We start from the raw sequence: 23,681 nt of genomic DNA, 5'->3' as shown, positions 1-23,681 counted from the left end.
ACGAGAAGAGCGCGCTACTTGCCGTCCTCCTCGCGCTCGAGCGAGGGGATCTTGTCGCGGAACGCGTTCTCGGTGGCGTTGGCGTGCGGCGACTTCTTGGCGTAGCGGCGCACCGCGGCCGCGGTCTTGTTGATCGACTGCAGCGTTCCCGCGCCGGCGACGCAGCCGCCCGGGCAGGCCATGCCCTCGATCAGGTAGCCGGGGTACTTGCCCTTGACGGCGTCCTTCATCATCTTGCGGCAGTTCTCCAGGCCCTCGGCGTTGACGACGTTGACCTCGCGGTCGGGGTCCATGACCTTGATGGCGTTGACCACGGCGTTGGCGACGCCGCCCGCCACCGCGAAGCCGCGGCCGTCCGCGGAGGCGACCTCAAAGTCGGAGCTGCCCTCGCCCTCGAGCTTGGTGTACTCGTCGATGCCGCGCGCCTTCATCATGCCGGCCATCTCCTCGAAGGTGAGGACGAAGTCGACCTCGGAGCGGACGGACTTGCGCATGGCCTCGAGCTTCTTGGCCGAGCAGGGGCCCACGAAGACGATCTTGGCGTTGGGGTGCTGCTGGCGCAGCAGGCGCGCGGTGAGCGTCATGGGCGTGAGGGCCATCGAGATGCACTCGGCGTGCTCCGGGAACTCGGTCTTGGCCATGACCGACCAGGCCGGGCAGCAGGACGTGCCCATGAACGGGATCTTCTCGGGCACCTCCTCCATGAAGTCCTCCGCCTCCTGGACGGTGCAGAGGTCGGCGCCCACGGCGACCTCCTCCATGCCGGAGAAGCCGAGCATCGTGAAGGCCTGGCGCAGCTTGTCCACGTTGCCCTTGCCGCCGAACTGGCCCACGAAGGCCGGGGCGACCTCGGCGATGACCTCGTCGCCGCGGTTGATGGCCTGGATGACCTGGAAGATCTGGCTCTTGTCGGCGATGGCGCCGAACGGGCAGTTGATGAGGCACTGGCCGCAGGAGACGCACTTCTCGTAGTCGATCTGGGCGCGGCCGTGCTCGTCGGAGCCGATGGCGTTCATGCCGCAGGCGTCCGCGCACGGGCGCACGTGGTGCTGGATCGCGTGGTAGGGGCAGGCGTTGAAGCACATGCCGCAGTGGATGCACTTCTCCTGGTCGATGTAGGCCTTCTTGTGGCGGAAGGAGATGGCGCCCTTGGGGCAGATCTCGCGGCAGGGGTGCGCCAGGCAGCTCTGGCAGGCGTTGGTCACGCGGTAGATGTTGTCGTCGCACGCGTTGCACGCGAACTTGATGACGTTGATCAGGGGCGGCTCGTAGTAGGTCTCGGGGACCGAGGCGTCGGCGAGGCCGTCGGTGAGGCTCTCGCGCTTGTCCACGCCCTGCAGCGGCAGGCCCATGGCCAGGCGGATGCGCTGCTCCACGATGGCGCGCTCCAGGAAGACCGACTCGCGATAGGTGGCGACGTCGCCGGGGATGATCTCATACGGGAGGTCACGGATCTTGCGACGGGTGGTCTTCTCGTCGTCCTCGGCCATGTCGTAGGCGATCTTGGCCACGTTGGAGAACACGTTGCGGCGGATCTCGGTCAGGTTGGTGTACACGCCGCGCATGGTATCGGCCATGGCTGCCCCTCTCCCGGATGTCCTGTCTTCGCTTGCGCCCCTCGGGGCGCCCCTCAGCCTGTCAGTATCGCACAGGCGGGGCACCTTGGGGCCCCGCGTTCCGGCGAGAAGGGCGCCTCGTCCCGCCGCCGAGCGGGCACAGGCGGTGCGCGGCTACTCCAGCCGGTAGATCCGCCGCTCGGCGGCGCTCAGCTCATGTCCGTCCGTGAGCTCGCGCGCGTAGGCCACGAGCTCGTCGGTGGTGTACGTGGGCAGGGTGAAGAGCTCCTCGGCCATCTGGTTGTAGAAGAGCGCCCGCTCCTCGTCCTGAGAGACGGCGATGGCGTAGGACATCTGCGAGCCCACGCCAAAGCTCTCCGGCGAGAGGTCGATCGTGAAGATGCCGTCCACGAAGCTGCTGTCCAGCGTCACGAACGCGTACGAGCGGCTGCTCGCAAAGAGGCTGGTCCCGTCCTGGCTCGGCCAGGCGTCACTGATGAGCGGTGCGTCGTCGGAGGAGGCGACGACGGAGCCGGTCTCGCCGTCGATGAGCAGATGCTGGCCCATGCCCGCCGCCGAGATGCTGCCCTGGACAAAGACGTCACCGGAGGGGAGGAACATGAGGAACTCCGCAGCGCCAAAGGTCCCGGTCCCCGCCTCGAGCTCCCAGAGCAGCTCTCCCGACTCGTCCCACAGACAGATGGCGCCGTCCTCGCCTGCGGTGAGCAGGCGAGTGTGGTCCTCGTTCAGAATGAGGCGGCCGTACGAATCGGGCGACATGCCGCTCAGGGTCGGACTCAACCCGATCGTGCGCACCTCGACCGGTGCAACGTCCGAGAGAGCGCAGGCCACATCCTCGCCGGTTGCTGCGTCGAGCGTGGCGATCCTGTCATCAACGACAAGAACCACCAGGTCGCCCAGGGTACCCATCTCATCGCCCGGCCCTAGGTCGCGCCCGACGGGAACGAGCGCGAGCTCCTCGAGCGTATGGGCGTCACGAGACACGAGCTCCCCGCCCCCGACGACGTCGGGGGAGAAGTGGGTGAGCCGCCCGTCATGTACCTCGATCGGCACGGAGGCGCTGTCGACCATCTCGACGGCCAGGACCTCTCCATCAGACACATCGATGACCGCAATCCGGTCGACGAACTCCTCTAGGTCGTACCACGACACGTAGACGACGTCGTCGTCCTCTGGGCTCGGCGAGACATCGAGAGTCGACGCGGTCTCGGGAATGGCGAGAGCGTCGCGCAGTTCGATGCTGCGCTCCAGCTCGAAGGTTGTGCCGTCGAACACGTGGAGGACGTCATCATCGTCCAGCCCCAGGAAGTGCTCCCCGTCCGCCGTACGCCCGTCGAAGCCATACCCAGCAGCGCTCGCGGTCTCGCCGGAGACGTCCTCGCGCCCTGGCAGCTCCTCGCTGACGTCGAGCTTGTAGACAACCGTCTTCGCACCGTTGGCGAACAGGCACCAGACGTTACCGGAGGAGTCGGAGAACATGTCTGAGGAGCTCATGGCGGGACCCGAAACGCCACCGTCGAACAGGGTCGGGGAGATGACGCCGCCCACGTAGGAGGTCCCGTCGGAGCCCATCGTCGTCTCGGTGTCCGGGTAGACGTAGAGCCCTTCGTCGCTCTCGTAGGCAATCGACCCGCCGGGACGCTGGTACGCCGTGTTCACGGGGCCCGGCGTGGGCTGGTCCAGGAGAACTGCGCCGTCCTCGGCCGCGAGGACGAGGAGCCTATGCCCGGATCCCATGATGAGCGCAGGCCCGGACTCGGACGTGCCGATGCCAAAGAGCCGCGGCTCGAGCGTCCCCATGGACAGGGAGGTCGCCCGGTCACGCCAGGACCAGCGCTCCTCGAGGGTTCCCAGATCGAGCGCCCGCACGACGCACTCCGCCGTCTCGCCCGTCCGCGCCACGCCACCCACGTAGACCGCATCGCCGTCCGCAACAAGCGAAGAGACGCCCGCCATACCGGAGGGCACCTGGCGCCACTCTCCGGACGCGACGTCGAGGAGACCGAGCTCACCTCCCATGGCAACGACGAGCGTGGCGCCGTCGTCCGAGAAGGCCATGGGATCGCTCCCAAACTCCAGGGACTTCTCGCCCGCCCTCAGCCCTCGGAGCTCCGCGATCTTCTCGCCGTCCGATGAGCGCAGGACCTCGAGGGTCATGCCCTCCTCGTAGTCATAGCTCCCGCCGGGCACGGCGACGAGGCCGCCGTCGGGAGAGGCGACGACGTCCCATCCGCGCCGCGAGAGCTGCGTGGACCAGACCCGCTCCCCCGTCGCGGCGTCATAGAGGGAGAGCCGGCTCTCACCGCCCTCGTACTCGATGCGCGCCACGCCGTCCGCGAGGAAGCACACCGGCGCTGCGTCCTCGTGTGCCGGGACTCGTGCGCGCTCCCGACCAGTCGCAACGTCGTAGACCCTGACCTCGTTGCTTGCCAGGCGGACGGCGAAGGCGCTGCCGTCGGGGCTCACGGAGACGGTCCCGACGCCGTCCTCTTCCTCGATCGAGTAGCACGGCCGCCAGAAGTCGCCGGGATAGACCTGACAGGCCTCCTCGAGCGCCACGCGGGCGGACGGCACGTAGGGGCGCTCGTCGCCCTCGGCGCCGAGGGCGTGGAGGGCCACCTGGATCGCCTGCATGCGGTCGCCCTGGCCCAAGAGCGTGCGCGCCTCCTCGGCGAGGTACTCGGACTCGTTGCGCAGCGCCTCGTCGTAGTTGGCCTGGATCTGCGCCTGCTGCCAGAGCGCGAAGCCGCCGAACGAGACGCCGAGAACGGCCGCGACCCCTCCCGCCGCGGCGAGGCGCTGGGCGCGACGGGTGCGGCTGCGCTGGCGCAGGTCGTCAAAGCCCACGCCGGCAATGGGGGCGATCACGCGCAGGGACCCCTCACGAAAGGCGCGCCTCGACGAGTCGCGCAGGTCCGCCGCGAGCGGCTCGGCCGGGCGCTCCACGACCTTCTCGCCCTCCCGCTCGGCGATGCTCATGAGCAGCGGCGGGAACGCGTCCTGCGGCTCGCCGGCGGCCAGAGCGAGGATGATCCGGCCACGCCCGTGATAGGCGGCGAAGCGCTCGACCTCGCGTGCGACCCACGGGCTCTCGCGCATCTCGGGGCTGCAGACCACCACGAGGAAGCGCGAGCCGGCCAGCGCGCGGTCGATGAGGTCGGGCAGCGAGTCGCCGACGCTGAGCTCCTCGACGTCGCGGAACACCTTGCCGAGCCGTCGCTTGGTCCCGGGCACGCGGAAGCCCTCGATGCGCCGCTGCAGGCGGGCGGCGAGCCGCTCGTCGACCGGCGTGTGACGATAGGAGATGAAGGCGTCGTAGGTGTAGTCCACGGGCTCGGTCGCCCCCTCGACGGCGTGGCCGCACCACGGGCAGAACGCCGCGGCGGAGGGCAGCTCATGGTCGCAGTGGGCGCAGCTCACGGGTTCCTCCCTGACGGGGCGAGGCGGGACGAGCACGATTATCCGCCCGCCCGCCGTCCCCCGTCCACCACGCGACCGCGAGCGGGCGGCGGGCGACGGGCGCGACCGACTAGAGCCCCTCCGGGCGCCCGGGCCACAGGCGCGTCGGCCACGAGGTCTCCAGGCGCAGGCGCCCTCCGCCCGAAGGGTGGTCGAGCTCCTCGCGCCAGGCGTGGAGCAGCAGCCCCGAGGTACTTCTCGCCCCGCCGTAGAGAGGGTCGCCCACGATCGGATGCCCGAGCGAGGCCAGGTGCACGCGAATCTGGTGGCGCCGCCCGGTCACGAGCGTGACGGCGAACAGCGTCCGCCCGTCCTTCTCGGCCACGCGACGCAGGCGCGTCTCGGCGGGCTTGCCCTGTCCGGGACGGCAGACGCGCATCCGGCGGGCGTCGTGGCGGTCGCGGCCGACGGGCTGGCGCACGGTCTTCTCGGCCCAGGGCACACGCCCCGCCACCACCGCAAGGTAGGTCTTCTCCATGACATGGCCCGCGACCTGCGCGTCGAGCGCCGGCTGCGTGGCACGGTCGAGCGAGAAGAGCACGAGCCCCGTGGTGTCCGCGTCCAGGCGCTGCACCGCCTGCGGCCGCACGTCCGCGCGACCCGTGGCGGCGAGGTGGTCGGCCACGACGTCGGTGAGCGTGCGCGCGCCCGTGCCGTCCCCGTGCACGATGATCCCCGCCGGCTTGTCCCAGGCGAGAAGGACCTCGTCCTCGTAGATAATGCGCGCGTCGCCCACGCCTGCCCCCTTTCGTCCCCACCAGCATACCCGTGCGGGACGCCGACCGGACGCGGCGGCGCCACGGGCCCGGCCCCAAGTGTGACAGTATCGTAAGCTCTGCCGCCCACCTGCGCTTTTACCACCCGTCATCCCCTCGGGCGTCCCGCCTGGGATGGCGCGTCACGCGCCTATGGTCTACGCTCGGCCCATTCGTTCGACCGGCCATCAGCCTGCCGAGAGAGGCGGTCCCCACCATGACGCGCGACGACCTCAAGATGAAGTTCCCCCAAGCGGAGGCGGAAAGCGCCCCCGACGCCGAGGAGGACGTCGAGGAGCGGCTCGCCCTCGAGAGCCTCCAGCGGCACCGCCGGGCGCGGCGACGCAAGAAGGTCGTCGCGGCGGGCGTCGTGGGCGGCATCGCGGTGGCCGCGGGAATCGCCTGGACGGTCCTGACCTCTGCGTCGAGCCGGCCCGCAGAGGAGGCCTCGCTTCAGACGATCCCACTCATGCGCGAGGAGTTCTCCGAGTCCGTACAGGCCACGGGAACGGCCCAACCGCTCACCTCCGTGGTGGTGACGCCCAAGGCCGACGGCGTCATCGCGTCCGTGGACGTGGCGCTCGACGACGCCGTGGCGGAGGGCCAGGTCCTTCTCACCATCAAGAACGACGAGCTCGACCGCGCCGTCAAGCAGGCCGAGCTCGACCTCAGGGCCAAGCGCGCCGAGAACGACGCCGTCCAGAAGGCCTACAACGAGCTCTACTACGCGGACGAGGTGGACAAGGACGCCCTCGCCGCCAAGCTCATCGAGCTGGAGACCTCCCGCCTCAATCTGGAGATCGCCCAGGACGCCTACGACGATGCCGTCGCAACGGCCGCCGGGCGCACCGTCAAGGCGCCGGCGTCCGGCTCCGTCGTGGCGCTGAACGCCGTCGCGGGCGCGGCAGTCGGCGCGGGCGGGACGACGTCCTCCGGTGCGGAGGGCGCAGGCTCGGGCCCGCTCGTGCAGATCGCCGACCTCTCCCAGATGACCGTCAAGGTGCAGGTGAACGAGGTCGACATCTCACGCATCGCCGTGGGGCAGGCGGCACGCGTGACCTTCTCGGCGCTCCCGGGCACCATGCTCGACGCGCAGGTGACGCGCATCTCCACTACGGCGGCAGCCGACCCCTACGGCAGCTCCGGCGGAGTGGTCACCTACGACGTCGAGCTCCTCATCCCCGACCCCATGCCCGAGCTCAAGCCCGGCATGACGGCGAGCGTGGAGATCCTCATGCAGAGCGTCCCTGACGCGCTCACCGTGCCCGTCTCCGCACTCATGACCGAAGACGGCGTCTCGCACTACGTCTACGTGATGAGTGACCCCGAGACCGAGACCGTGGAGCGACGCAACGTGAGCGTGCCCGCGAAGAGCGACACTACGGCCGTGATCGAGGGCGACGTGTCCGAGGGCGACCTCGTGGTACTCGACCCGTTCTCCGTCGACCCGACGCCCGCCGGGGGCGACGCGGCGACCGAAGGCGCCGAGCCCGACGACGCCGGTGCGGCGGCGACCGACGCCCCGGCGGCCTAGCCATGTCCGCCGTCATCGACGTCCGCGGCCTCTGGCGCATCTACGAGACGGCCGCCGGGCACACCACCGCCCTGCGCGGCGTCTCCCTCCAGGTGGCGCGCGGCGAGCTCCTCGCCATCATGGGCCCATCGGGCTCCGGCAAGTCCACGCTCATGAACACCCTCGGCTGCCTCGACCGCCCGACGGCCGGCTCCTACCGGCTCGAGGGCGTGGAGGTCTCCGAGCTTTCCGAGGACGACCTCGCGCACGTGCGCTCCAGCAGGCTCGGCTTCGTCTTCCAGTCGTTCAACCTGTTACCGCGTGCCACGGTGCTGCGCAACGTGATGCTGCCGCTCGTCTACTCCGATCGCCCCGTGCGCGACCGCGAGCTCGCCGCTTGGCGCGCCCTGCGCTCGGTGGGCCTGCCGGAGGAGCACTACCTCCACCGGTCCAACGAGCTCTCCGGCGGCCAGATGCAGCGCGTCGCCATTGCGCGGGCGCTCGTCAACGACCCGGCCATCATCCTCGCCGACGAGCCGACCGGCAACCTCGACACCGCAACCGGGGAGATGGTCATGCGCACCTTCCGGTACATGCAGCGGCGCGGCAAGACCATCATCCTCATAACGCACGACCCGGAGGTCGCCGCCTGGGCCGACCGCACCGTGCACATCCGTGACGGCAGGCTCTTCTCGGACGAGGAGGAGCGCGCCTACCTCGCGGGCCTCGCGCAGCGCGGCGAGAGGGACGCGGGCAAGAAGAACGGGCCCGCCGCCGACCCCTCCCCGACCCCGCCCACCGCTCCGAAGGACCGCTCGCGGCTCCTGGGGGTGCCCTGCCTATGAAGTTCCGCGACCTCGCCTACGAGACCTCGTCCGCGCTTCTCGCCAACCGGGCGCGGAGCCTCCTCACCATCCTCGGCATCGTCATCGGCATCGCGGCCGTCATTGCCATGACAGCGCTCATCGACGGCGTGAAGGCCCAGCTCGTCGGCCAGCTCGGCCTCAACATGTCCCGCACGGTCAGCATCACCTGCTGGCCGCCCGGCAACCAGCCGCTCGACCAGGACGACATAGAGCAGATGGGCCGGGCGCTCGCGGGCGACTACGAGTTCGTCACCGGCTACACCAACGCGGGGGCACCGACCTCATCGAGCACCGCCGAGGTGGAGTACCTGAGCATCACCGCATGCGAGCCGGCCTACTTCCAGGGCATGGGGCTCTCCGCCACGCAGGGTAGGCTCTTCACCGGGGAGGAAGAGGAGGACGGCGCGATGGTCGTCGTGCTCGCCGGGTCCTCGGTGCAGAGCCTCTTCGGCTCCCCCGACGCGGACTGCGTGGGAAAGACCGTGCGCATCGGATCGTCACAGTACACCGTCGTGGGTACGATCAAGACCGACACGCCCTACCAGAGCGACGTCGCCTACATGCCGGCGTCGACCGCCGTCACGCGCCTCATCGGGCAGGGCGGGCACAACTCCTGGCAGATCCTCGGCTTCGCGCACGAGGGGTCGGACATGTACGCCGTGGCTGCCAACACCGAGAGCTATCTCCACCAGCACTACAACATCCCCTACCCCGAGGAGGGCCAGACCTCCTTCTCGAGCGACGAGGGCTACGTCTACGTCCAGACGTCACAGGCGCTCATCGACCAGCTCGACGCCACGACGGCGACCTTCCGCATGCTGGCGCTCGCGGTAGCGAGCATCTCGCTTCTGGTGGGCGGCATCGGCATCATGAACATGATGCTCACCAACGTGACCGAGCGCATCCGAGAGATCGGCCTGCGCAAGGCGCTCGGCGCCCGTCGCGGGGACATCACGGGACAGTTCCTGCTGGAGAGCGTGACCATCTGCATCGCGGGCGGCGTCGTCGGCGTCGGCGTGGGCTACGGCGGGGCATGGCTGCTCGCGAGCGTGGCAGGCGCGTCGCTGAGCTCGATGATGGGCGGGAGCGGCGAGCTCGTGCCCGTGATCTCCCCGGCGACGGTTGTCATTGCGACGGGAATCTGCGTGGGGATTGGCGTGGTCTTCGGCTGGTATCCGGCGCGGCGCGGCGCCAAGATGGACCCCGTCGAGGCCCTGCGCTACCAGTAGCCCGGCGCCGGCGGCACGGCACCCGATGCACTACGCCAGGCGGGCGAGAACCTCGTCGGCGAGACGGTCCATGGGCACCTGCGTCTGCTCGTGGGTGCCCATGTCGCGCAGCGTGGCCACGCCCGCGGCGACCTCGTCGCCGCCGAGCACCACGCAGAGCCGCGCGCGGAGCTTGTCGGCCTGCTTGAACTGGCTCTTGAGCGATCGTCCCTGGTAGTCGGCCTCGGTGCGCACACCGGCGCCGCGCAGCGCCAGGCACGCGTCAAAGGCCGCCGCGCGCTCGGCCTCGCCGCCGGTCGTGGCCACGTAGACGCAGCTCGGCTCCTCGCCGCCCATCTCGACGCCGGCCGCCGCGAGCGCGAGCGCGATGCGCTCGAAGCCCACCGCAAAGCCCAGGCCCGGCGTGGGCTTGCCGCCCTCGAGCTCGACCAGGCCGTCGTAGCGGCCGCCGCCGCCGATGGCGCCCACGCCCGAGCCCACGGCCTCCACCTCGAAGACCGTGCGCGTGTAGTAGTCCAGGCCGCGCACCAGCGTGGGGTCCTCCACGTAGGCGACGCCGGCCGCGTCGAGGTAGCGCTTGACCGTCGCGTAGTGGGCGGCGCACTCCTCGCAGAGGTTGTCCGGCGCGAGCGGGGCGTCCTTCATGACCTCGCGGCAGTGGTCGTTCTTGCAGTCGAAGGCGCGCAGGGGGTTGATCTGGGCGCGCTCGAGGCAGTCCTCGCACATCTCGTCAGCGTGGTCGAGGATGAACGCGCGGACCTTGTCGCGGTAGGCGGGACGGCACGCGGCGTCACCCATCGAGTTGATGACGAGGCGCAGGTCCTCGCGGGCAAAGCCCAGGAGCTCGAAGTAGCGCATCAGCATGATGATGCACTCGGCATCTGCGGCCGGGTCGCTCGCACCGAGCCACTCGACGCCCACCTGGTGGAACTGGCGCAGGCGGCCCTTCTGCGGGCGCTCGCCGCGGAACATCGCCTCGGCGTACCAGAGCTTGGCCGGGGCGGCTCCCTGCGGCACGAGGTTGTTCTCGACCACGGCGCGCACCACGCCCGCGGTGCCCTCGGGACGCATGGCCATGCGCTGGCGCGGCTTGAGGTGGCTCTCGGACCCACGCTCCAGCAGGTCGCCGAAGAGCGCGCCGGAGACCACGCGGAACATCTCCTTGCGCACGACGTCGGTGGACTCGCCGATGCCGTGCACGAAGGTGTCCACCTGCTCGATGGCGGGCGTCTCGATCTGGTCGAAGCCGTACGCGCCGAAGAGCTCGCGCGCCACGTCGACCATGCGCTGCCAGGCGCGCATGTAGCCACCGTAGAGGTCCTCGGTCCCCTGAACCTTCTGTGCCATCGGGCTTCCCCTCTCGCCGTGCGAATCTCGCGGTTTCACAGCCGTCCAGTATACCGCGAGAAGAAAGCGCGCCGCCGAGACGATGGGCGTCCCGGCGGCGCGACCCTGCGACGACCGTCCTTCTCGCTAGCAGATCTTGACGACCCAGCCCTCGGGACCCTCGATCTCGCCGGCCTGGATGCCGGTGAGCGTCTCGCGGAGCTTGGCCATGACGGGACCCACGTGCTCCATGCCGCCGTCGCCGAAGAGGACCTCGGTGTCGCCGTTGACGACCTTGCCCACAGGCGAGATCACGGCCGCTGTGCCGCACATGCCGCACTCGACGAACGCACCGCTCGCGACCTCCTCGAACTTCACCGGGCGCTCCACCACGGTCATGCCGAGCATGTCAGTCGCCACCTGCACGAGGCTGCGGCGCGTGATGGACGGCAGGATGGAGTCCGTCGCGGACTGCGGAACCACCAGCGTGCCGTCCTTGTCCACGAACAGGAAGTTGGCGCCGCCGGACTCCTCCACGAAGGTGTGGGTCTGCGGGTCGAGATACATGTTGTCCGCGAAGCCCTCGGCGTGCGCCTGGACGCTCGGGTAGAGCGACATCGCGTAGTTGAGGCCGGCCTTGATGGCGCCGGTGCCGTGGGGCGCGGCGCGGTCGTACTCGGGGACCTTCACGGCCACGGGCTTGACGCCGCCCGAGTAGTACGGGCCCACCGGGGTCACGAGGATGCGGAACTGGTACTCCGTGGCCGGCGCGACGCCAATGACCTCACCGGTGGCCACCATGAACGGGCGCACGTAGAGCGTGGCGCCGGAGCCGAAGGGCGGCACCCAGGCCTCGTTGGCCTTGACGACCATCTTGACGGCCTCGACGAACTTGTCCTCCGGGAAGGGCGGCATCACGATGCGGCGCGCGGAGTCTGCCATGCGGGCGGCGTTGAGGTCCGGGCGGAAGCAGACGATGTCGCCCGAGGCGGTGGTGTAGGCCTTGAGGCCCTCGAAGACCTCCTGGCAGTAGTGGAAGATGCCCGCGCACTCGGAGAGCGTGAGGGTGTGGTCGGTGGTGAGGCCGCCCTCCTCCCAGGCGCCGTCCTTATAGTTGCAGACGTAGCTGTAGTCGGTGGGCTGGTAGGCAAAGCCGAGGCTGCCCCAGTCGATGTCCTTCTTCTCCACTGCCATGATTGCTCCCTCGCAACGGGTTTTGTGTGCTGCGCAAACGATAAACCCATTCCGGGCGAGAAGAACGACGGGTTGCGGAGGTTGTAACATTGCGGGGACGCCAGCACATTGCCGAGAGAGCCGAGGCACACCATGCGCATGTTCCGCAACGACTACTCCGAGGGCGCCGCGCCCGAGATCCTGGCCGCGCTCGCCGCCACCAACGACGAGCAGACCGTGGGCTACACCGAGGGCGACCCGCACTGCGAGCGCGCCCGCGAGCTCATCCGCGCCGCGTGCGGCCGCGATGACGTGGACGTGGAGTTCTGCATCGGCGGGACCTCGGCAAACGTGATCGGCGTGACCGGGCTCCTGCGCGACTGGGAGGGCGCCGTCTGCACGAAGGACGCCCACATCAACGTCCACGAGACCGGCGCCGTGGCCGCTTGTGGCCGCACCGTGCTGCCCACGGACGACGCCGGCGGCTTCCTCACGCCCGAGGCCGCCGAGCGCGTCTGGCGCTTCCAGACCTCCACGGGCCGCCACATGACGCGCCCCGGTTGCGTCTACATCTCCAACACCACCGAGCTCGGCGGCGTGTGGGACCTCGCGCGCTTCGACGCCATCTGCGACTGGGCGGACGAGAAGGGCCTGCCCGTCTTCCTCGACGGCGCGCGCCTGGGAAGCGGCCTCACCTCACCGGCAGCGGGCGGCCTCACGCTCGAGCACATCGCCGCGCGCTGCGGAGCCTTCTACATCGGGGGCACCAAGAACGGCATGCTCTTTGGCGAGGCCATGGTCATCTCCCACCCGCGCCTGCGCGAGGCCTTCCCGTTCCTGCAGAAGGAGCGCGGCGGGCTTCTCGCCAAGGGGCGCCTCTTGGGCGTGCAGTTCGAGGCCGCGTTCGAGCAGCCGGCGGACGGCGGCGAGCCGCTCTACTGGCGCCTGGCGAGAAACGCCAACACCTGCGCGTTCCGCCTGCGCGAGGGCCTTATCAAGCTCGGCTTTGAGCCCTACGGCGAGGCGCCGTCCAACCAGCAGTTCTTCGTCATGACGCCGGCGCAGCGCGACGCCTTCGAGGCTGCCTGCGGCTGCGAGACCTTCTACGAGCTCAGCGACGAGCAGGTGGTCGTGCGCTTTGTGTGCTCCTGGGCCACCGGCGAGAAGGACGTGGACGAGCTGATTGCCCTGGCCGGCACGCTCGCGTAGGCCACGCCCGGCCCACACCCGCCTCACGAAGGGCCCCGCCGCGACTCGTCCGCGACGGGGCCCTTTTCCTACCCTATGCGCTGGTCCTCGTCCCAGCCCGCGCTACCTCGCTGCGCGACGCCTGGAGAGGACGACGAGCCCCGCACCCGCGGCGGCAGCGGCGGCGACGGCGAGCGCGGGCGCAGAGGAGTCGCCGCTCGCCGGGAGCTCGTCGACCGACGCCTTCTCGGCCTTCGCGGCCTCCTCGACGGTGAGGAACCCCTCGCAGGCGATGGCAGCAATCACCTCGGGGACGCGGCTGCCCCAGGCCCCTCCGTTCCGTACGTGGGTTCTTTGGTTGCGGTCGAATCATCGAGCGTCGCTGTGCTGGTACCCGTGAGCCCGATGGCCAGGTAGTGCCCGGCGTAAAGGGCGTACCGCTCGCCGTCCGATTCGATGTCAGCGTTGTCGAGTCTGAGCGTATGCGTGTCCGGGTCGTAAGCAACCGTTGCGCCCTCCTCGGCGTCGCCGAGCACGTCATCTGCGCTCAGGTCGGTGATCCGTACGTCTCCCACCCACACGTCAAACAGCTCGTTCGCCACCTCGACGCGCACCGGTTCGGTACCGAAACGTATCCCCGGTGGCGTCAATGCATCTGCAGTAATACCATCTGGCCCCAACGAAATCTGTTAGAGTCATATAATATATTTTCCCGTTCCATTCACCCTCGATGATGTATCCTCCCGCGCCGGTGCGGTCACAACGGCCAATATCGCCACCTTTCGCTATAGAGGTTGTACTAAGCGGGCTTCGTCACATTTGAACTCGCAAAACCACTCGATAGTGCCGCCCTCTTCGCAATCGGTTCCCCCAAAGAGGGAGTCCGCCTTGTCATTCACTACATTGTGGGATTTGTTGGGGCATATTTAGAAGCGCCAGCTCACGTCTTCGGTATGCGCTACCGGGAAATGCGAACAGGGTCATGCACAAACCGAGTAACATTATCAGGGTGCGCTTTCTCATGACCGGCCTCTCCTAGACTGAGGAACGCGGGATGCTGCCAGGAGATTAAACAACTGCCCCACGAATAATCAGACTGGACCATCACCCATTTTGGGTGCGAAAGCGAGCGATGTCGGAGCAGCGCTACCTCATAGATTGGGCACATCGTTCATCGATCCGAAGTTGTCGTATTTCGCATTTGCTGATGTACATCCCGCACAATCTAGCGCAGCATGTAGCGTTCGAGACCCTTGCGGCTCTCTACCCCGAGTTTCTCCATGGCGTGGGAGAGATGACGCTTGGCAGTATTGATGGAGACGCCCAGGTGGTCGGCAATCTCCCAGTTGGTCCAGCCACGGGCGGCGAGCATCGCGGAGGCGAATTCCGTAGTTGTAAGGTTGTCCGCCACCTCCTCGCCCGTCACGGGGTTGTGGACGCGCCGCCACCCTGCAGAGAACCGGTAGGTAATCTCAATGATGCGCTTGAACTCGGCTGGCCAGACGGGCTTGATGGCAGATTCGAGCATGCCCCCGAGAAGGCCGTGATGCTCGCCGAAGCCCTCGATGAGGTCGTCCGGTCGCGCAAGGTCCCAGGCGTGCATGAGATGGTCGTGCGCGTGCTCGCGGTCCTTGAGGCTCATGTAGTCCATCACGGCGACCAGGTGCAGGTAGATGGCGGGAATGGGAAAGTTGCTCCCGCCCATCGCGAGGGCCGCCTCCGCCACGCCGGCGCTTAGCCCGTATTGCTTCTCCAAATACAGAGAGTGCGCCCTCAGATAGAGGGCAAAGGCCCGCAGCCCTTGGGGGAGGAGCGGCAGCATGTTCTCCATGTTTGGCATGTTCTGGGGAAGCGGCAGGTGGAGCAGGATGGATGCTGCCGCCGCAACGAAGGCGGCCTCAGCCTTTTCCCGCGGCGAACCGTCCGCCATGTCACGCAGCGCACACTCAATCTGCGCGAGGCCGGCCAGCGCCTGGTCGTCCTGGCTGAAATGCAGGTAAGCATAGGAGCATATCAGACGAGCGGAAAGACGCGCTCCCGCGTCGTCTGAGGCGAGGTAGGGCTGCGCCCTCCCGATGGCATTCTCAGGCTGGCCGGAGAAATAGTAGTATTCGGCCCAGGCGATGTCGCGTTGGACACCCGCCTCCATCGATTCGACCGCCTTCAAGCACTCACCGGGAGCGAAGGGGGTGTTCATCAGCGGCATGAAGGTACGCTCGCAGAAGAACGGGAAGAGCCCTTCTAGCGGCGAGACGCGCCGCACTGCTCCTTCATCCTGCTCCGTCACCCCGTGGGCTATCGCATGGCTTCCCTCGTCTTCGGCCATGCCGCACCACACCGCCCCTCGCATTCGACATCGGCCATCATGCGGAATAACGCATATGGTACCTCATTGAGGCAAGCACACGCTATGAGAGACGCGCTCGTCGCCTGGACAGAAAAAGTACGTAACCGAAGCGGATGATCGTACGGGGTCGCGAGGCACCCCCCTCACACCGGGGTCCGGCCCCTACCGAATCTGCCCGAGCGGATGCTCCTGTTGAAATTGCAGATTATCTTGCAATGATTGTAGGTTAAATTAATTGATATTTCTCATGCAATCGGGTAATAAGCGTGGGTGCCGTTCTATTATATTAGTAGAGTGTGTCTGAGATACACTTGTATGATTACAGGTGTGATATTCAAGTCTTGCTCGGCACCGATGGCGAGGCACGAGCAACCCTCTACCGTGATATTCGCGCTATTTTGTGTGATCGTCTCTGCGCAGGCAGCGTAGGTGACCGTCGCGTCCTCACCGGGAACACCTAGTACTTCTGCGGCGTTCTGACTAGAAGCCTGTGTGCCCACCACCCATACGTCATAGGAAGTGGCTAATCGGCTGCCGCTTTATCAAGTCTGTCAATCACACACTGTCACAACCATTGCCTGCAATATCGGGGGAATTGGAACAGATGCTTCCATTCTTGTCTTGAAAGGAGACAATCACAACGTGCATCTTGTCACCTGATGAATCGCGCAATTTCTCTGCAGCCTTGCGGCGAAATATGTTAGGGAAATCACTTGTGTCGAGTAATACATCGGTATTAAGGCTCATGGCTTCTGAAATGAAGGCCCTTTAATGAAGCTCGTTGCATCCATCGAACGCGCTATCGCCGATGGAAGTTACGGGACGCTGCGTATTGCCAACCACTATCGTCTGTGGAGTGGCAAAAATCCGGTCAAAGACTCGTCGCATGCCGACGCCCATGCCATTAGTTGAATGCTCTCCTACGTGGCAGGGAGCAGCCGCGTTGAAGAAGGCTACCGCCGACGCGAACGCGATACCGAAGAGGATTTCAGTTGGCTGTCGTTTTATACCCTCGCCAATCCTTCTGTGCGCGAGACGAAGACGCTGCCAATCGCTCAGGAAGCATTCTCCTATTGTTACGCGGAGACTTTGGCCCTGCCATTACCCGTTTCGCGTGATAAAGCTGGTGATAGCGGGGCCGCTTAGATTATTCAGTTGCTCAGTAATGACAATAAACGCCCCGTGGGTGTATGGCCCACGGGGCATAGCGTCAGTGCTGCATGCCGTGATTCATCTTTCGACAGTGAAGGGCGGCTCCGATCAGTGCTGCGCCGGCAGCCAACATAAACGCAGCCAGCGGAGCACCAGTGCTGCTATCACCGGTTCTTGGTATGACATCGCCCTCTTTGGCATAGATTTCAAATTCGCAACTCGCCTCGCCGTCTGCATATCGAACAGTCAAGGTGTGTTTGCCGACGGATAGGGTCTCTAGATAATCCGGTTTCAGGACTATGATTGTGCTGCCAGAGCTGGTCACATAGTTAGCTTGATCCACGGGCTTTCCGTCGACTTCAATGCCGGTGAATTTGGAATAGGCACCATTGGCTATAAAGGAGAGCGCTGTCCCTCCGCCCTTTTCCCATTTGTTTCCGTCGCCCTCGACGACCTTGTAATCAACGAGCCCTGCCAACAAGCTGTCCAGCCTCTCTTTAGCCTCCTCGTTGACAAGCGCTTTCTCATGAACTGTCAGTGCGTCATACTGCTCTTTTGCGTCGTTGATAATCTGCTCCGCATCCGCATCGTCCGGTTCAACTGTATCCGGCAGCCTGCCGATAACACCCTCAACAGCTGCCGCCTTCTCTATGGATTCCAGCGAGCTTTCAATCCTCTCGATGTCTTCTTCTATCGCTGCCTTCTCTTCTTCAGTTAGATTGTCTGCGTAATCCTCTAGGGCCTTTTCAAGATCATCTTTAGCAGCCTGAAGCTCCTCCTTGTCCTCCAAGGAAACGTTATCAGGAGTCACGTCCTCCACTCTTTGGACGCTCTCCGTATTGACTGCCTGTGAGACCTCTTCGATTTTTTCCAGAAGCCGGTCACAGCTGTCGTTTACATCCTGCAGCGCTGCCTTTTCGTCCTCGGTCGCATTATCAACGTTCATGGAAACTATTTCATCTTTGACTGCATCGATAGCTTCCTTGTCATCGAGGGTTACGTTGCCAGCAGTGAGGCCGTCGACCCCTTCCCCAAGACTCGCAATGGTCTTCATGGTCACAGTGTATTCTGTTGCGTTTCCTGCCTTGTCGGTTGCGGTAACCCTGTAAACCTGATTGGTATTGCCGGCAATCACGAATGTTGGGTCAGTCATCGCTGCGCCGTTTACCGTGACAGCATCCAGATTCTCGTCGGATACCGTTACTGCTTGGCTCACATAATAGGTTCCGCCATTCGCAACGCCGCTGATTGCTGGGGGCGTAAGATCAAACGTCGCGCCGTCTGATCCAAAGCAGGTAACGTTACCTGCATTGTCGGTGACCTTCACGTAGTAGATAAAACTCGCCTTGTCCTCGGCGGTAATGCTGAACCTGCCGTTCGTCTCCGTCCACTCGTTGAGTGCACCAACCTCACTTACCGTAAGCGCCTTATCGCTTCGGTGGTACTCAATTCGAGCGACACCGCTCAGATTATCCACCCCAGCAATCTCCACATCAACGTTCTCATTAAACAGCAGGTTAAAGCTAATTTCGCTGATGAGCTTCTTGACCGAGTTCTCCTCGAACCTGATATCACCTTCCGGTGCCGTTCGGTCGATCCTCACGGTAACGGGCTCGGCCTCACTTGTCAGTCCCGTATTGGAGACGGCGCGGAAGATGTAGTCTGTGCCGGCGGTCTCATCCGAGATTACGATAATCGCAGACCCATCCGTAGAGGTCATGTCCGTCCAGTTCAACCCTCCGTCAGCAGAATACTGATACTTTGCAATGCCGCTGAGGGCCTGCGCACCAGAGACAGTTATGGTCACGTCTCCCGCCGTTAGCCACTCTCCCGAGGTGTATCCGTTGGTGTTAACGGCGATTCCCGCGGGGGCTGTTCCGTCAAGCACGAGGCTATCGGAGGAGATGTACGTCACGTTCCCTGCATGGTCGGTGATTCTCGCATAAATAACGTACTGGGAATCCGGCTCGATAACGAAGGCGCCGTCATACTCCGTGAAAACCCTCGTTCCAAGTTCCTCTTCAGTCAGCGGGATATCGCTAGTGTGAAGGTAGTACTCTATTTTCGCGCTCTCATCATCCGTGAATCCCATGTGACTGTAGCTGTCGTCGGAAGCGGTTATCTCCACCTGCTGCGCTCCATCAAAAAACAGCTCATGGTCGGCCGTGTCCTGGAAGCTGCTCCACACGTTACCGGAAACCTTAATTTCTCCAGTGGGCGCCGTACCGTCGATGGCAAGAGGCCCGTATCCGCTTCCGCAGGTCTCGCAAACCGCCTGCGCGAAGTAACTCGCCTCACCACCCCTATGCTGGCAAACGTACCCACATACGGTGCATATCCCGTTCTCCCACGTATGCTCCGTCTCCCCTACCGTAACGGCACCGCAGCAGTTGTACGTCCTCTTATGAGTCGTCTCCGTCTGTTGCCAGACCTGATCTCCCACATGATTATTGGGGTCCTTTTCCCCGAAGAAACTGCCGCACACATCACAGACCTGCGGCGACAGGCACGTGGCTGCTTTGCTGGACGCACATTCTCCCGTCTGAGTTTTGGTGCACCCAGGGTTTGTGCACTGCTGCACGTGCTTTCCGGGCTCAGGATTCGTGTACGAACCATAGCTATGCGCATCGTATTTCTGCGTCGCCACATAATCGCACTTTGAGCACTTGACCTCCGTCGTGCAATCCCCGTCGTCCGCTGGCAGGGTATGGGATTCATATACGGGCCTGATCTCAGCATTGGAGCTGAGCGTTGCCGTAGTCGAAGGGGAGCCTGGATCGTCTATCGTACAGGTGCCGGAGGTAACTTCCCATCTCACAAAGTGCCCACTGTCCGTATAGGCATCCGCGGAGATTGTGGCCTCTTCATCCGAGAGGTACACTCCGGTTCCTGATCCGCCGTCCACCGTCAGCTCATAGCTCGGTATTTGGCGATACAGAGTAAGTGCACTCCATTCAGCGGCAGCGTCGTAAAGATCGGCATCACCGTTTTTCACACTGAGCGAGGCGCAGCCGCCTTTGCCCAGCGTAGGGTATTGATTGCATAAATAGTAATATGGATTATGGAGCACTTCAGCAAGGTTGTTGGCGTAATAGTCTAGTTTTTCATTCCCGGAATTAACGCCTCCGAGATACAGCTTATAGTTTCCGCCATATGTATTATAGGTATAGCCCTTATATCCGAGCAAGTCGTCCTCGTCTACATAAGTGTACGGACAGCTGATGTCAAAATTGTATGGATCTCGATTTCCCTGCCAGTAGATAAGATCAAACCGGCCATCTGCACTTTGCATGTACATGGTCCCGTTGGTGATAATCTTAACTTCCGTTCCGAGAGAACTCAAATCACTGGTGTAGCGTGCGTAGAATTGATGAGTCCCTTCTTCCCAGTACCAAGTACAGGGCTCGTCCGCAAGATAGACAAATGCCAGGGTAGGACATATCGACCCATCGAACTTACGCGTGGTACTTCCGGCAAAAAATTCAATCGTGCATCCGTCTTGTCTTGTCAGCTGATAAGTTTGGGTGACGCCGAGGTACTCTCCGTCAGCGGACGCCTGTTTGATTGTATATCCCTGATTCCCCTCATCGATAGCGCCGGGGACCTCAGTAATAACAAACCGATACTCCTTGAGATCGCCGTCCTTGCCCCACAGTATTCCATTCTCGTCAATGGAAAAGTTGGTGGTAGAGGTACCATTTATATTTCCTGGCATCACGTAATCAGCCGTTAGTAATCGGTCCGCAGGATCCGACTTCTCCAGATTGTTAGTAATGTGGCTGAAGAAAACGTAGGTCTCACCGTTTACGATGGTATCCGCCTTCTGATAGGGCGTATCTGTGTAGCGGTTCTCACTGGCGCTGGCGCTGTAGGGCAAGGCGCCCGCAACAATAATCACCGCCAATAGAACTGCGAAAATCCGGCGTACCTGCTCTTTCATACAGATGCCTCCCTTGTCTTCCTGCACGCCAGGCGGAGATGCCGCCCATCACTCAACGGATGCCATTTCCATTGTCTCGTGAAGGATCCAGCATCGCCATCACCCGTTTCAGGCGGCAAAATGGGTAATAGACGGGCAAAGCGCGCTCACATGAACAACCGCCCGTCCTTTCCCCGCCTTCAGGCGCTATGCCACGGAAGGCAGGAGTAAGCGGTGCGCGGCTAGCGCAGCATGCAGCGCTCGAGCCCCCTGCGATTTCCCGCCCCAAGCTTCTCCATGGCGTGTGAGAGATACCGCTTGACGGTGTTGGCGGAGACCCCAAGGTGGTCGGCAATCTCCTGGTTGGTCCAGCTGCGCACAGTGAGCGTCGGGTCGGGCGAGGTCCCACGCGGCCAGCAGGTTCGCGCGGGCAGCACCCACGTCCCGCATGCCTACGTAGCCCATGACGCAGGCGAGGTGCAGGTAGGTGTTGGTGATGGGCCGCGCCTCGCCCTGGACGGCGAGCGCCGCCTCGGCGACGCCCACGCACCGGCCGTGCTCGCCCACGAGGTACGCCTGGTGCGCCAGCACGTAGAGGGCGAAGGGCCGCAGGCCCTCCGGGAGGAGCCCGACGCAATCCTCGAGGGGCGGGACGCGCTCGGGGAGCGGCAGGTGGAGAAGGGTGCGCGCCGTGGTGACGAAGAACGAGGCGACGGCTGAGGCCAGGGGGTCGGCGTCGTCGAGGCCCTCCCCCACCGCGGCCCGGGCGGTGCCGAGCGCCGCGCGGGCGTCGTCGGCCTGGCCGAGCGAGAGGCTCGCGTAGCCGAGGACGAGGCTCGCGGAGAGGAGCACGGAGAGGTCGTCGCTCGCCAGGAGCGGGCGTGCCGCGGCGGCGGCCGCCTCGGCCTGGCCGGTGAAGTAGAGGAGCTCGGCGCGGGCAACGTCGCGGGCCGGCCCCTCCGGCATCGACTCGACGAGCTCACGGCACCTCCCCGGCTCGAACGCCGAGCTCAAAAGCGGCATGGGGTCGCACAGGGGGTGTCGCGCGATCACGGCGCCCACCCCCTAGAGGATGAAGCCGAGATAGCTGTCCACGACCTCGTCAGCGGCGGAGAGGTCCTGCCCGAGCGAGCAGCCCGAGTAGCCGATGGCATGGAGCCCGGCGGAGTGCGCCGAGGCTATCCCCGCCGGCGAGTCCTCCACCGCCAAGGCCTCCCCCGCGCCCACGCCCAGGAGGTCGAGCGCGCGCAGGTAGGGGTCTGGGTGCGGCTTGCGCCTCTCGACCATGTCACCCGTCACCACCACGTCGAAGAGGTCGAGGGCGCGCAGGCGGTCGAGGGCGGTGAGCACGCAGCGCGCGACCGTCGTCGAGACGAGCGCCACGGCGACCCCGCGGTTGCGCAGGGAAGAGACGAGCTCGCGCGCGCCCGGCTCGAGGGCGAGCGGGGCCTGGGAGTAGGTCCGGTAGCAGCCGTCGCGGCGGCGCTCGTACTCCTCGATGTCGTAGGGGGACCCGTAGCGCTCCAGGATCGGCGGGATGACCACGCGGTCGTCCCCGCCGGCTATGGAGAGGAGCTCCTCGTCGCTCACGGGCGCGTCGAGCTCCACCAGCACCTCGCGGACTAGCGCGAGGTTGTGCCGCTCGGTGTCGCACAGCGTCCCGTCGAAGTCAAACAGGACCGCCCCCAGGGTCTCCGGCCTTGCCATGGCGCCCCCTCCCCTCGTCTCGTCCCGCGAGTGTAGCAGAGGGGGCGCCGAGGCGGCCTTCCCCGCGCAGGCTAGCCCGCCAGGCGGCCTGCGAAGTCCGCGAGCGTGCCGGGGATGTCGATCTGCTGCGGGCACACTGCCGCGCAGCTCCCACAGCCTATGCAGGCAGCCGGGCGCTTGTCCTCGGGCAGCGCGGAGAGGGCCATCGGGGCGATGAAGTCGCCCTTGCCGGTGACCACGAGCTGGTTGTAGAGCGAGAGCAGGTGCGGGATGTCGAGCCCCATCGGGCAGTGGCTCGTACAGTAGTGGCACGCCGTGCACGGCACGGTCCCTTGCGCGCCCATCTCGTGGGCGATGTCCATGAGGGCGGCGAGCTCCTCCTCGGACAGCGGGCGCTCCTCGGAGTAGGTCTGGACGTTCTCCTTCAGCTGCTCGAAGTCGGACATGCCGGAGAGCGTCACCGTAACCTCGGGGATGCCCTGCAGGAAGCGGAACGCCCAGGCAACGGGGCGCTCGTCGGGGCGCAGGGCGGCGAGGCGCGCCTCGTCCTTCTCGCCAAGGCGCGCGAGCTTGCCGCCACGGACCGGCTCCATGACCCACACGGGGATGTCCCGCTTGCGCAGGAGGTCGACCTTGCCGCGCGCGTTCTGGAACTCCCAGTCGAGGTAGTTGATCTGCAGCTGACAGAACTCCATGTGGTCGCCGTACGCGTCGAGGAAGCGCTCCATCACCGGGATGGCGCCGTGCGCGGAGAAGCCCAGGTGGCGGATGCGGCCCGCACGCTTTTGCTCAAGCAGGTAGTCAAGGATGCCGTTGGCGGGGTCGAGGTAGCCGTCCACGTTCATCTCGCACACGTTGTGGAAGAGGTAGAAGTCGAAGTGGCCCGCCCCCGTCCTGACGAGCTGCTCCTCGAAGATCTCTTCGACCTTGTCCATGTTGGCGAGGTCGTAGCCCGGGAACTTGTCCGCCAGGTAGTACGACCCGCGCGGGTGACGGGTCAGCGCGCGCCCGAGAACGGACTCGGAGCGTCCCTCGTGATAGCCCCATGCCGTGTCAAAGTAGTTGACGCCGTGCGCCAGGGCATAGTCCACCATCTCGTTGACGGCGTCCTGGTCGGGCGTGGCGTCGCTGCCATCCACGCACGGGAGGCGCATCGCGCCAAAGCCCAGGCGAGAAAGGCTGAGTCCCTTGAAGTCACGATACAGCATGCGGGTCCCCTCTCCATAAGCGACGCCATGTTGCGTATTAGTATAGCCGACGAATTCGTGACGACGCTCGAGAAGTCCCCTCTGAGGGTTTGGGTTCCAAAACGCCGACGAGCCGGGAGGGCAAGGTGCAAAACTGCATGAATTATATAGATTATCGTACAGATTGAGAAAAACGCGGACCCAAACCCAGAATCGGGTTTGGGTCCACACGTCGATGCAAGATACGGTCACACGCAACAAAAGACCAGGTGGCGTGGCTCTC

17 protein-coding genes are annotated in these 23,681 nt (G+C 65.1%); 5 read left to right on the top strand and 12 right to left on the bottom strand.

Annotated features, from left to right (window positions below; all coding sequences use genetic code 11):
• Positions 1–14 precede the first annotated feature (14 nt).
• The 3 genes from B5F73_RS05000 to B5F73_RS04990 all read right to left on the bottom strand — a co-directional run bounded on the left by B5F73_RS05000 (position 15) and on the right by B5F73_RS04990 (position 5,772).
• On the bottom strand, positions 15–1,577 hold the full coding sequence (locus B5F73_RS05000) for a 4Fe-4S dicluster domain-containing protein (protein ID WP_087227164.1): 1,563 nt from the start codon (positions 1,575–1,577) through the stop codon (positions 15–17).
• Between the two features lie 153 nt (positions 1,578–1,730).
• Entirely contained in the window at positions 1,731–4,997 is a 3,267-nt protein-coding gene (locus B5F73_RS04995) for a PQQ-binding-like beta-propeller repeat protein (protein ID WP_143803141.1), read from the bottom strand.
• 109 nt (positions 4,998–5,106) lie between these two features.
• Positions 5,107–5,772, bottom strand: coding sequence for an RluA family pseudouridine synthase (locus B5F73_RS04990; protein WP_239379809.1), 666 nt, complete (start codon positions 5,770–5,772; stop codon positions 5,107–5,109).
• Positions 5,773–6,008: 236 nt separating this feature from the next.
• On the opposite strand from B5F73_RS04990, the gene B5F73_RS04985 reads away from it, so the two are divergent.
• The 3 genes from B5F73_RS04985 to B5F73_RS04975 are packed head-to-tail and all read left to right on the top strand — an operon-like array spanning position 6,009 to position 9,399.
• On the top strand, positions 6,009–7,325 hold the full coding sequence (locus tag B5F73_RS04985; protein ID WP_087227161.1) for an efflux RND transporter periplasmic adaptor subunit: 1,317 nt from the start codon (positions 6,009–6,011) through the stop codon (positions 7,323–7,325).
• Between the two features lie 2 nt (positions 7,326–7,327).
• The gene (locus B5F73_RS04980) at positions 7,328–8,149 is read left to right on the top strand and encodes an ABC transporter ATP-binding protein (RefSeq protein WP_087227160.1); all 822 of its coding nucleotides are present in this window, start codon (positions 7,328–7,330) and stop codon (positions 8,147–8,149) included.
• Positions 8,146–9,399, top strand: a complete 1,254-nt coding sequence (locus B5F73_RS04975; RefSeq protein ID WP_087227159.1) for an ABC transporter permease — start codon at positions 8,146–8,148, stop codon at positions 9,397–9,399. Before B5F73_RS04980 ends, B5F73_RS04975 begins: the two co-directional genes overlap by 4 nt.
• A gap of 30 nt (positions 9,400–9,429) precedes the next feature.
• On the opposite strand, the gene hisS is transcribed toward B5F73_RS04975, so the two are convergent.
• A complete protein-coding gene (hisS, locus tag B5F73_RS04970) occupies positions 9,430–10,746 on the bottom strand; it encodes a histidine--tRNA ligase (protein ID WP_087227158.1) in 1,317 nt (438 codons plus the stop codon).
• Between the two features lie 126 nt (positions 10,747–10,872).
• Entirely contained in the window at positions 10,873–11,919 is a 1,047-nt protein-coding gene (locus tag B5F73_RS04965) for a branched-chain amino acid aminotransferase (RefSeq protein WP_087227157.1), read from the bottom strand.
• Positions 11,920–12,051: 132 nt separating this feature from the next.
• Between B5F73_RS04965 and B5F73_RS04960 the strand changes: the two genes are divergently transcribed.
• Complete coding sequence (locus B5F73_RS04960) at positions 12,052–13,107, top strand: beta-eliminating lyase-related protein (RefSeq protein WP_087227156.1); 1,056 nt, start codon at positions 12,052–12,054, stop codon at positions 13,105–13,107.
• Between the two features lie 102 nt (positions 13,108–13,209).
• Here B5F73_RS04960 and B5F73_RS04955 read toward each other — a convergent pair whose 3' ends face one another.
• The 3 genes from B5F73_RS04955 to B5F73_RS09440 form a co-directional block, all read right to left on the bottom strand.
• Positions 13,210–13,392 (bottom strand): LPXTG cell wall anchor domain-containing protein, encoded by a 183-nt coding sequence (locus B5F73_RS04955; RefSeq protein WP_087227155.1) that lies wholly within the window; start codon positions 13,390–13,392, stop codon positions 13,210–13,212.
• Entirely contained in the window at positions 13,389–13,688 is a 300-nt protein-coding gene (locus B5F73_RS04950; protein WP_143803140.1) for a hypothetical protein, read from the bottom strand. Before B5F73_RS04950 ends, B5F73_RS04955 begins: the two co-directional genes overlap by 4 nt.
• Before the next feature lie 623 nt (positions 13,689–14,311).
• Positions 14,312–15,412, bottom strand: coding sequence for a helix-turn-helix transcriptional regulator (locus B5F73_RS09440; protein WP_204206263.1), 1,101 nt, complete (start codon positions 15,410–15,412; stop codon positions 14,312–14,314).
• A 792-nt stretch (positions 15,413–16,204) separates the two neighbouring features.
• On the opposite strand from B5F73_RS09440, the gene B5F73_RS09370 reads away from it, so the two are divergent.
• Positions 16,205–16,345 (top strand): hypothetical protein, encoded by a 141-nt coding sequence (locus B5F73_RS09370; protein WP_158094765.1) that lies wholly within the window; start codon positions 16,205–16,207, stop codon positions 16,343–16,345.
• A gap of 298 nt (positions 16,346–16,643) precedes the next feature.
• Here the strand turns inward: B5F73_RS09370 and B5F73_RS09265 are convergent, their stop codons facing one another.
• The 4 genes from B5F73_RS09265 to B5F73_RS04920 all read right to left on the bottom strand — a co-directional run bounded on the left by B5F73_RS09265 (position 16,644) and on the right by B5F73_RS04920 (position 23,419).
• The gene (locus B5F73_RS09265) at positions 16,644–20,525 is read right to left on the bottom strand and encodes a hypothetical protein (protein WP_143803139.1); all 3,882 of its coding nucleotides are present in this window, start codon (positions 20,523–20,525) and stop codon (positions 16,644–16,646) included.
• Positions 20,526–20,711: 186 nt separating this feature from the next.
• Positions 20,712–21,557, bottom strand: coding sequence for a hypothetical protein (locus B5F73_RS09500; protein ID WP_239379808.1), 846 nt, complete (start codon positions 21,555–21,557; stop codon positions 20,712–20,714).
• Positions 21,558–21,569: 12 nt separating this feature from the next.
• The gene (locus B5F73_RS04925) at positions 21,570–22,211 is read right to left on the bottom strand and encodes an HAD family hydrolase (RefSeq protein ID WP_087227149.1); all 642 of its coding nucleotides are present in this window, start codon (positions 22,209–22,211) and stop codon (positions 21,570–21,572) included.
• Between the two features lie 71 nt (positions 22,212–22,282).
• Positions 22,283–23,419, bottom strand: a complete 1,137-nt coding sequence (locus tag B5F73_RS04920; protein ID WP_087227148.1) for an aldo/keto reductase — start codon at positions 23,417–23,419, stop codon at positions 22,283–22,285.
• Positions 23,420–23,681 lie beyond the last annotated feature (262 nt).

This window comes from Olsenella sp. An270 (genome assembly GCF_002159735.1).
In the GTDB taxonomy this organism is placed as follows: domain Bacteria; phylum Actinomycetota; class Coriobacteriia; order Coriobacteriales; family Atopobiaceae; genus Thermophilibacter.
Note: the sequence above shows the minus strand (reverse complement) of the source record. Positions and strands in the feature narration are given on the sequence as shown.

Bases quoted from the DNA above. Each gene is read 5' to 3' on its own strand.
- B5F73_RS04960 (WP_087227156.1), top strand. From the start codon at position 12,052: ATGCGCATGTTCCGCAACGACTACTCCGAGGGCGCCGCGCCCGAGATC.
- B5F73_RS09440 (WP_204206263.1), bottom strand. From the start codon at position 15,412: ATGGCCGAAGACGAGGGAAGCCATGCGATAGCCCACGGGGTGACGGAG.
- hisS (WP_087227158.1), bottom strand. From the start codon at position 10,746: ATGGCACAGAAGGTTCAGGGGACCGAGGACCTCTACGGTGGCTACATG.
- B5F73_RS05000 (WP_087227164.1), bottom strand. From the start codon at position 1,577: ATGGCCGATACCATGCGCGGCGTGTACACCAACCTGACCGAGATCCGC.
- B5F73_RS04965 (WP_087227157.1), bottom strand. From the start codon at position 11,919: ATGGCAGTGGAGAAGAAGGACATCGACTGGGGCAGCCTCGGCTTTGCC.
- B5F73_RS09265 (WP_143803139.1), bottom strand. From the start codon at position 20,525: ATGAAAGAGCAGGTACGCCGGATTTTCGCAGTTCTATTGGCGGTGATT.
- B5F73_RS04980 (WP_087227160.1), top strand. From the start codon at position 7,328: ATGTCCGCCGTCATCGACGTCCGCGGCCTCTGGCGCATCTACGAGACG.
- B5F73_RS04985 (WP_087227161.1), top strand. From the start codon at position 6,009: ATGACGCGCGACGACCTCAAGATGAAGTTCCCCCAAGCGGAGGCGGAA.
- B5F73_RS04920 (WP_087227148.1), bottom strand. From the start codon at position 23,419: ATGCTGTATCGTGACTTCAAGGGACTCAGCCTTTCTCGCCTGGGCTTT.
- B5F73_RS04975 (WP_087227159.1), top strand. From the start codon at position 8,146: ATGAAGTTCCGCGACCTCGCCTACGAGACCTCGTCCGCGCTTCTCGCC.
- B5F73_RS09370 (WP_158094765.1), top strand. From the start codon at position 16,205: ATGAAGCTCGTTGCATCCATCGAACGCGCTATCGCCGATGGAAGTTAC.
- B5F73_RS04925 (WP_087227149.1), bottom strand. From the start codon at position 22,211: ATGGCAAGGCCGGAGACCCTGGGGGCGGTCCTGTTTGACTTCGACGGG.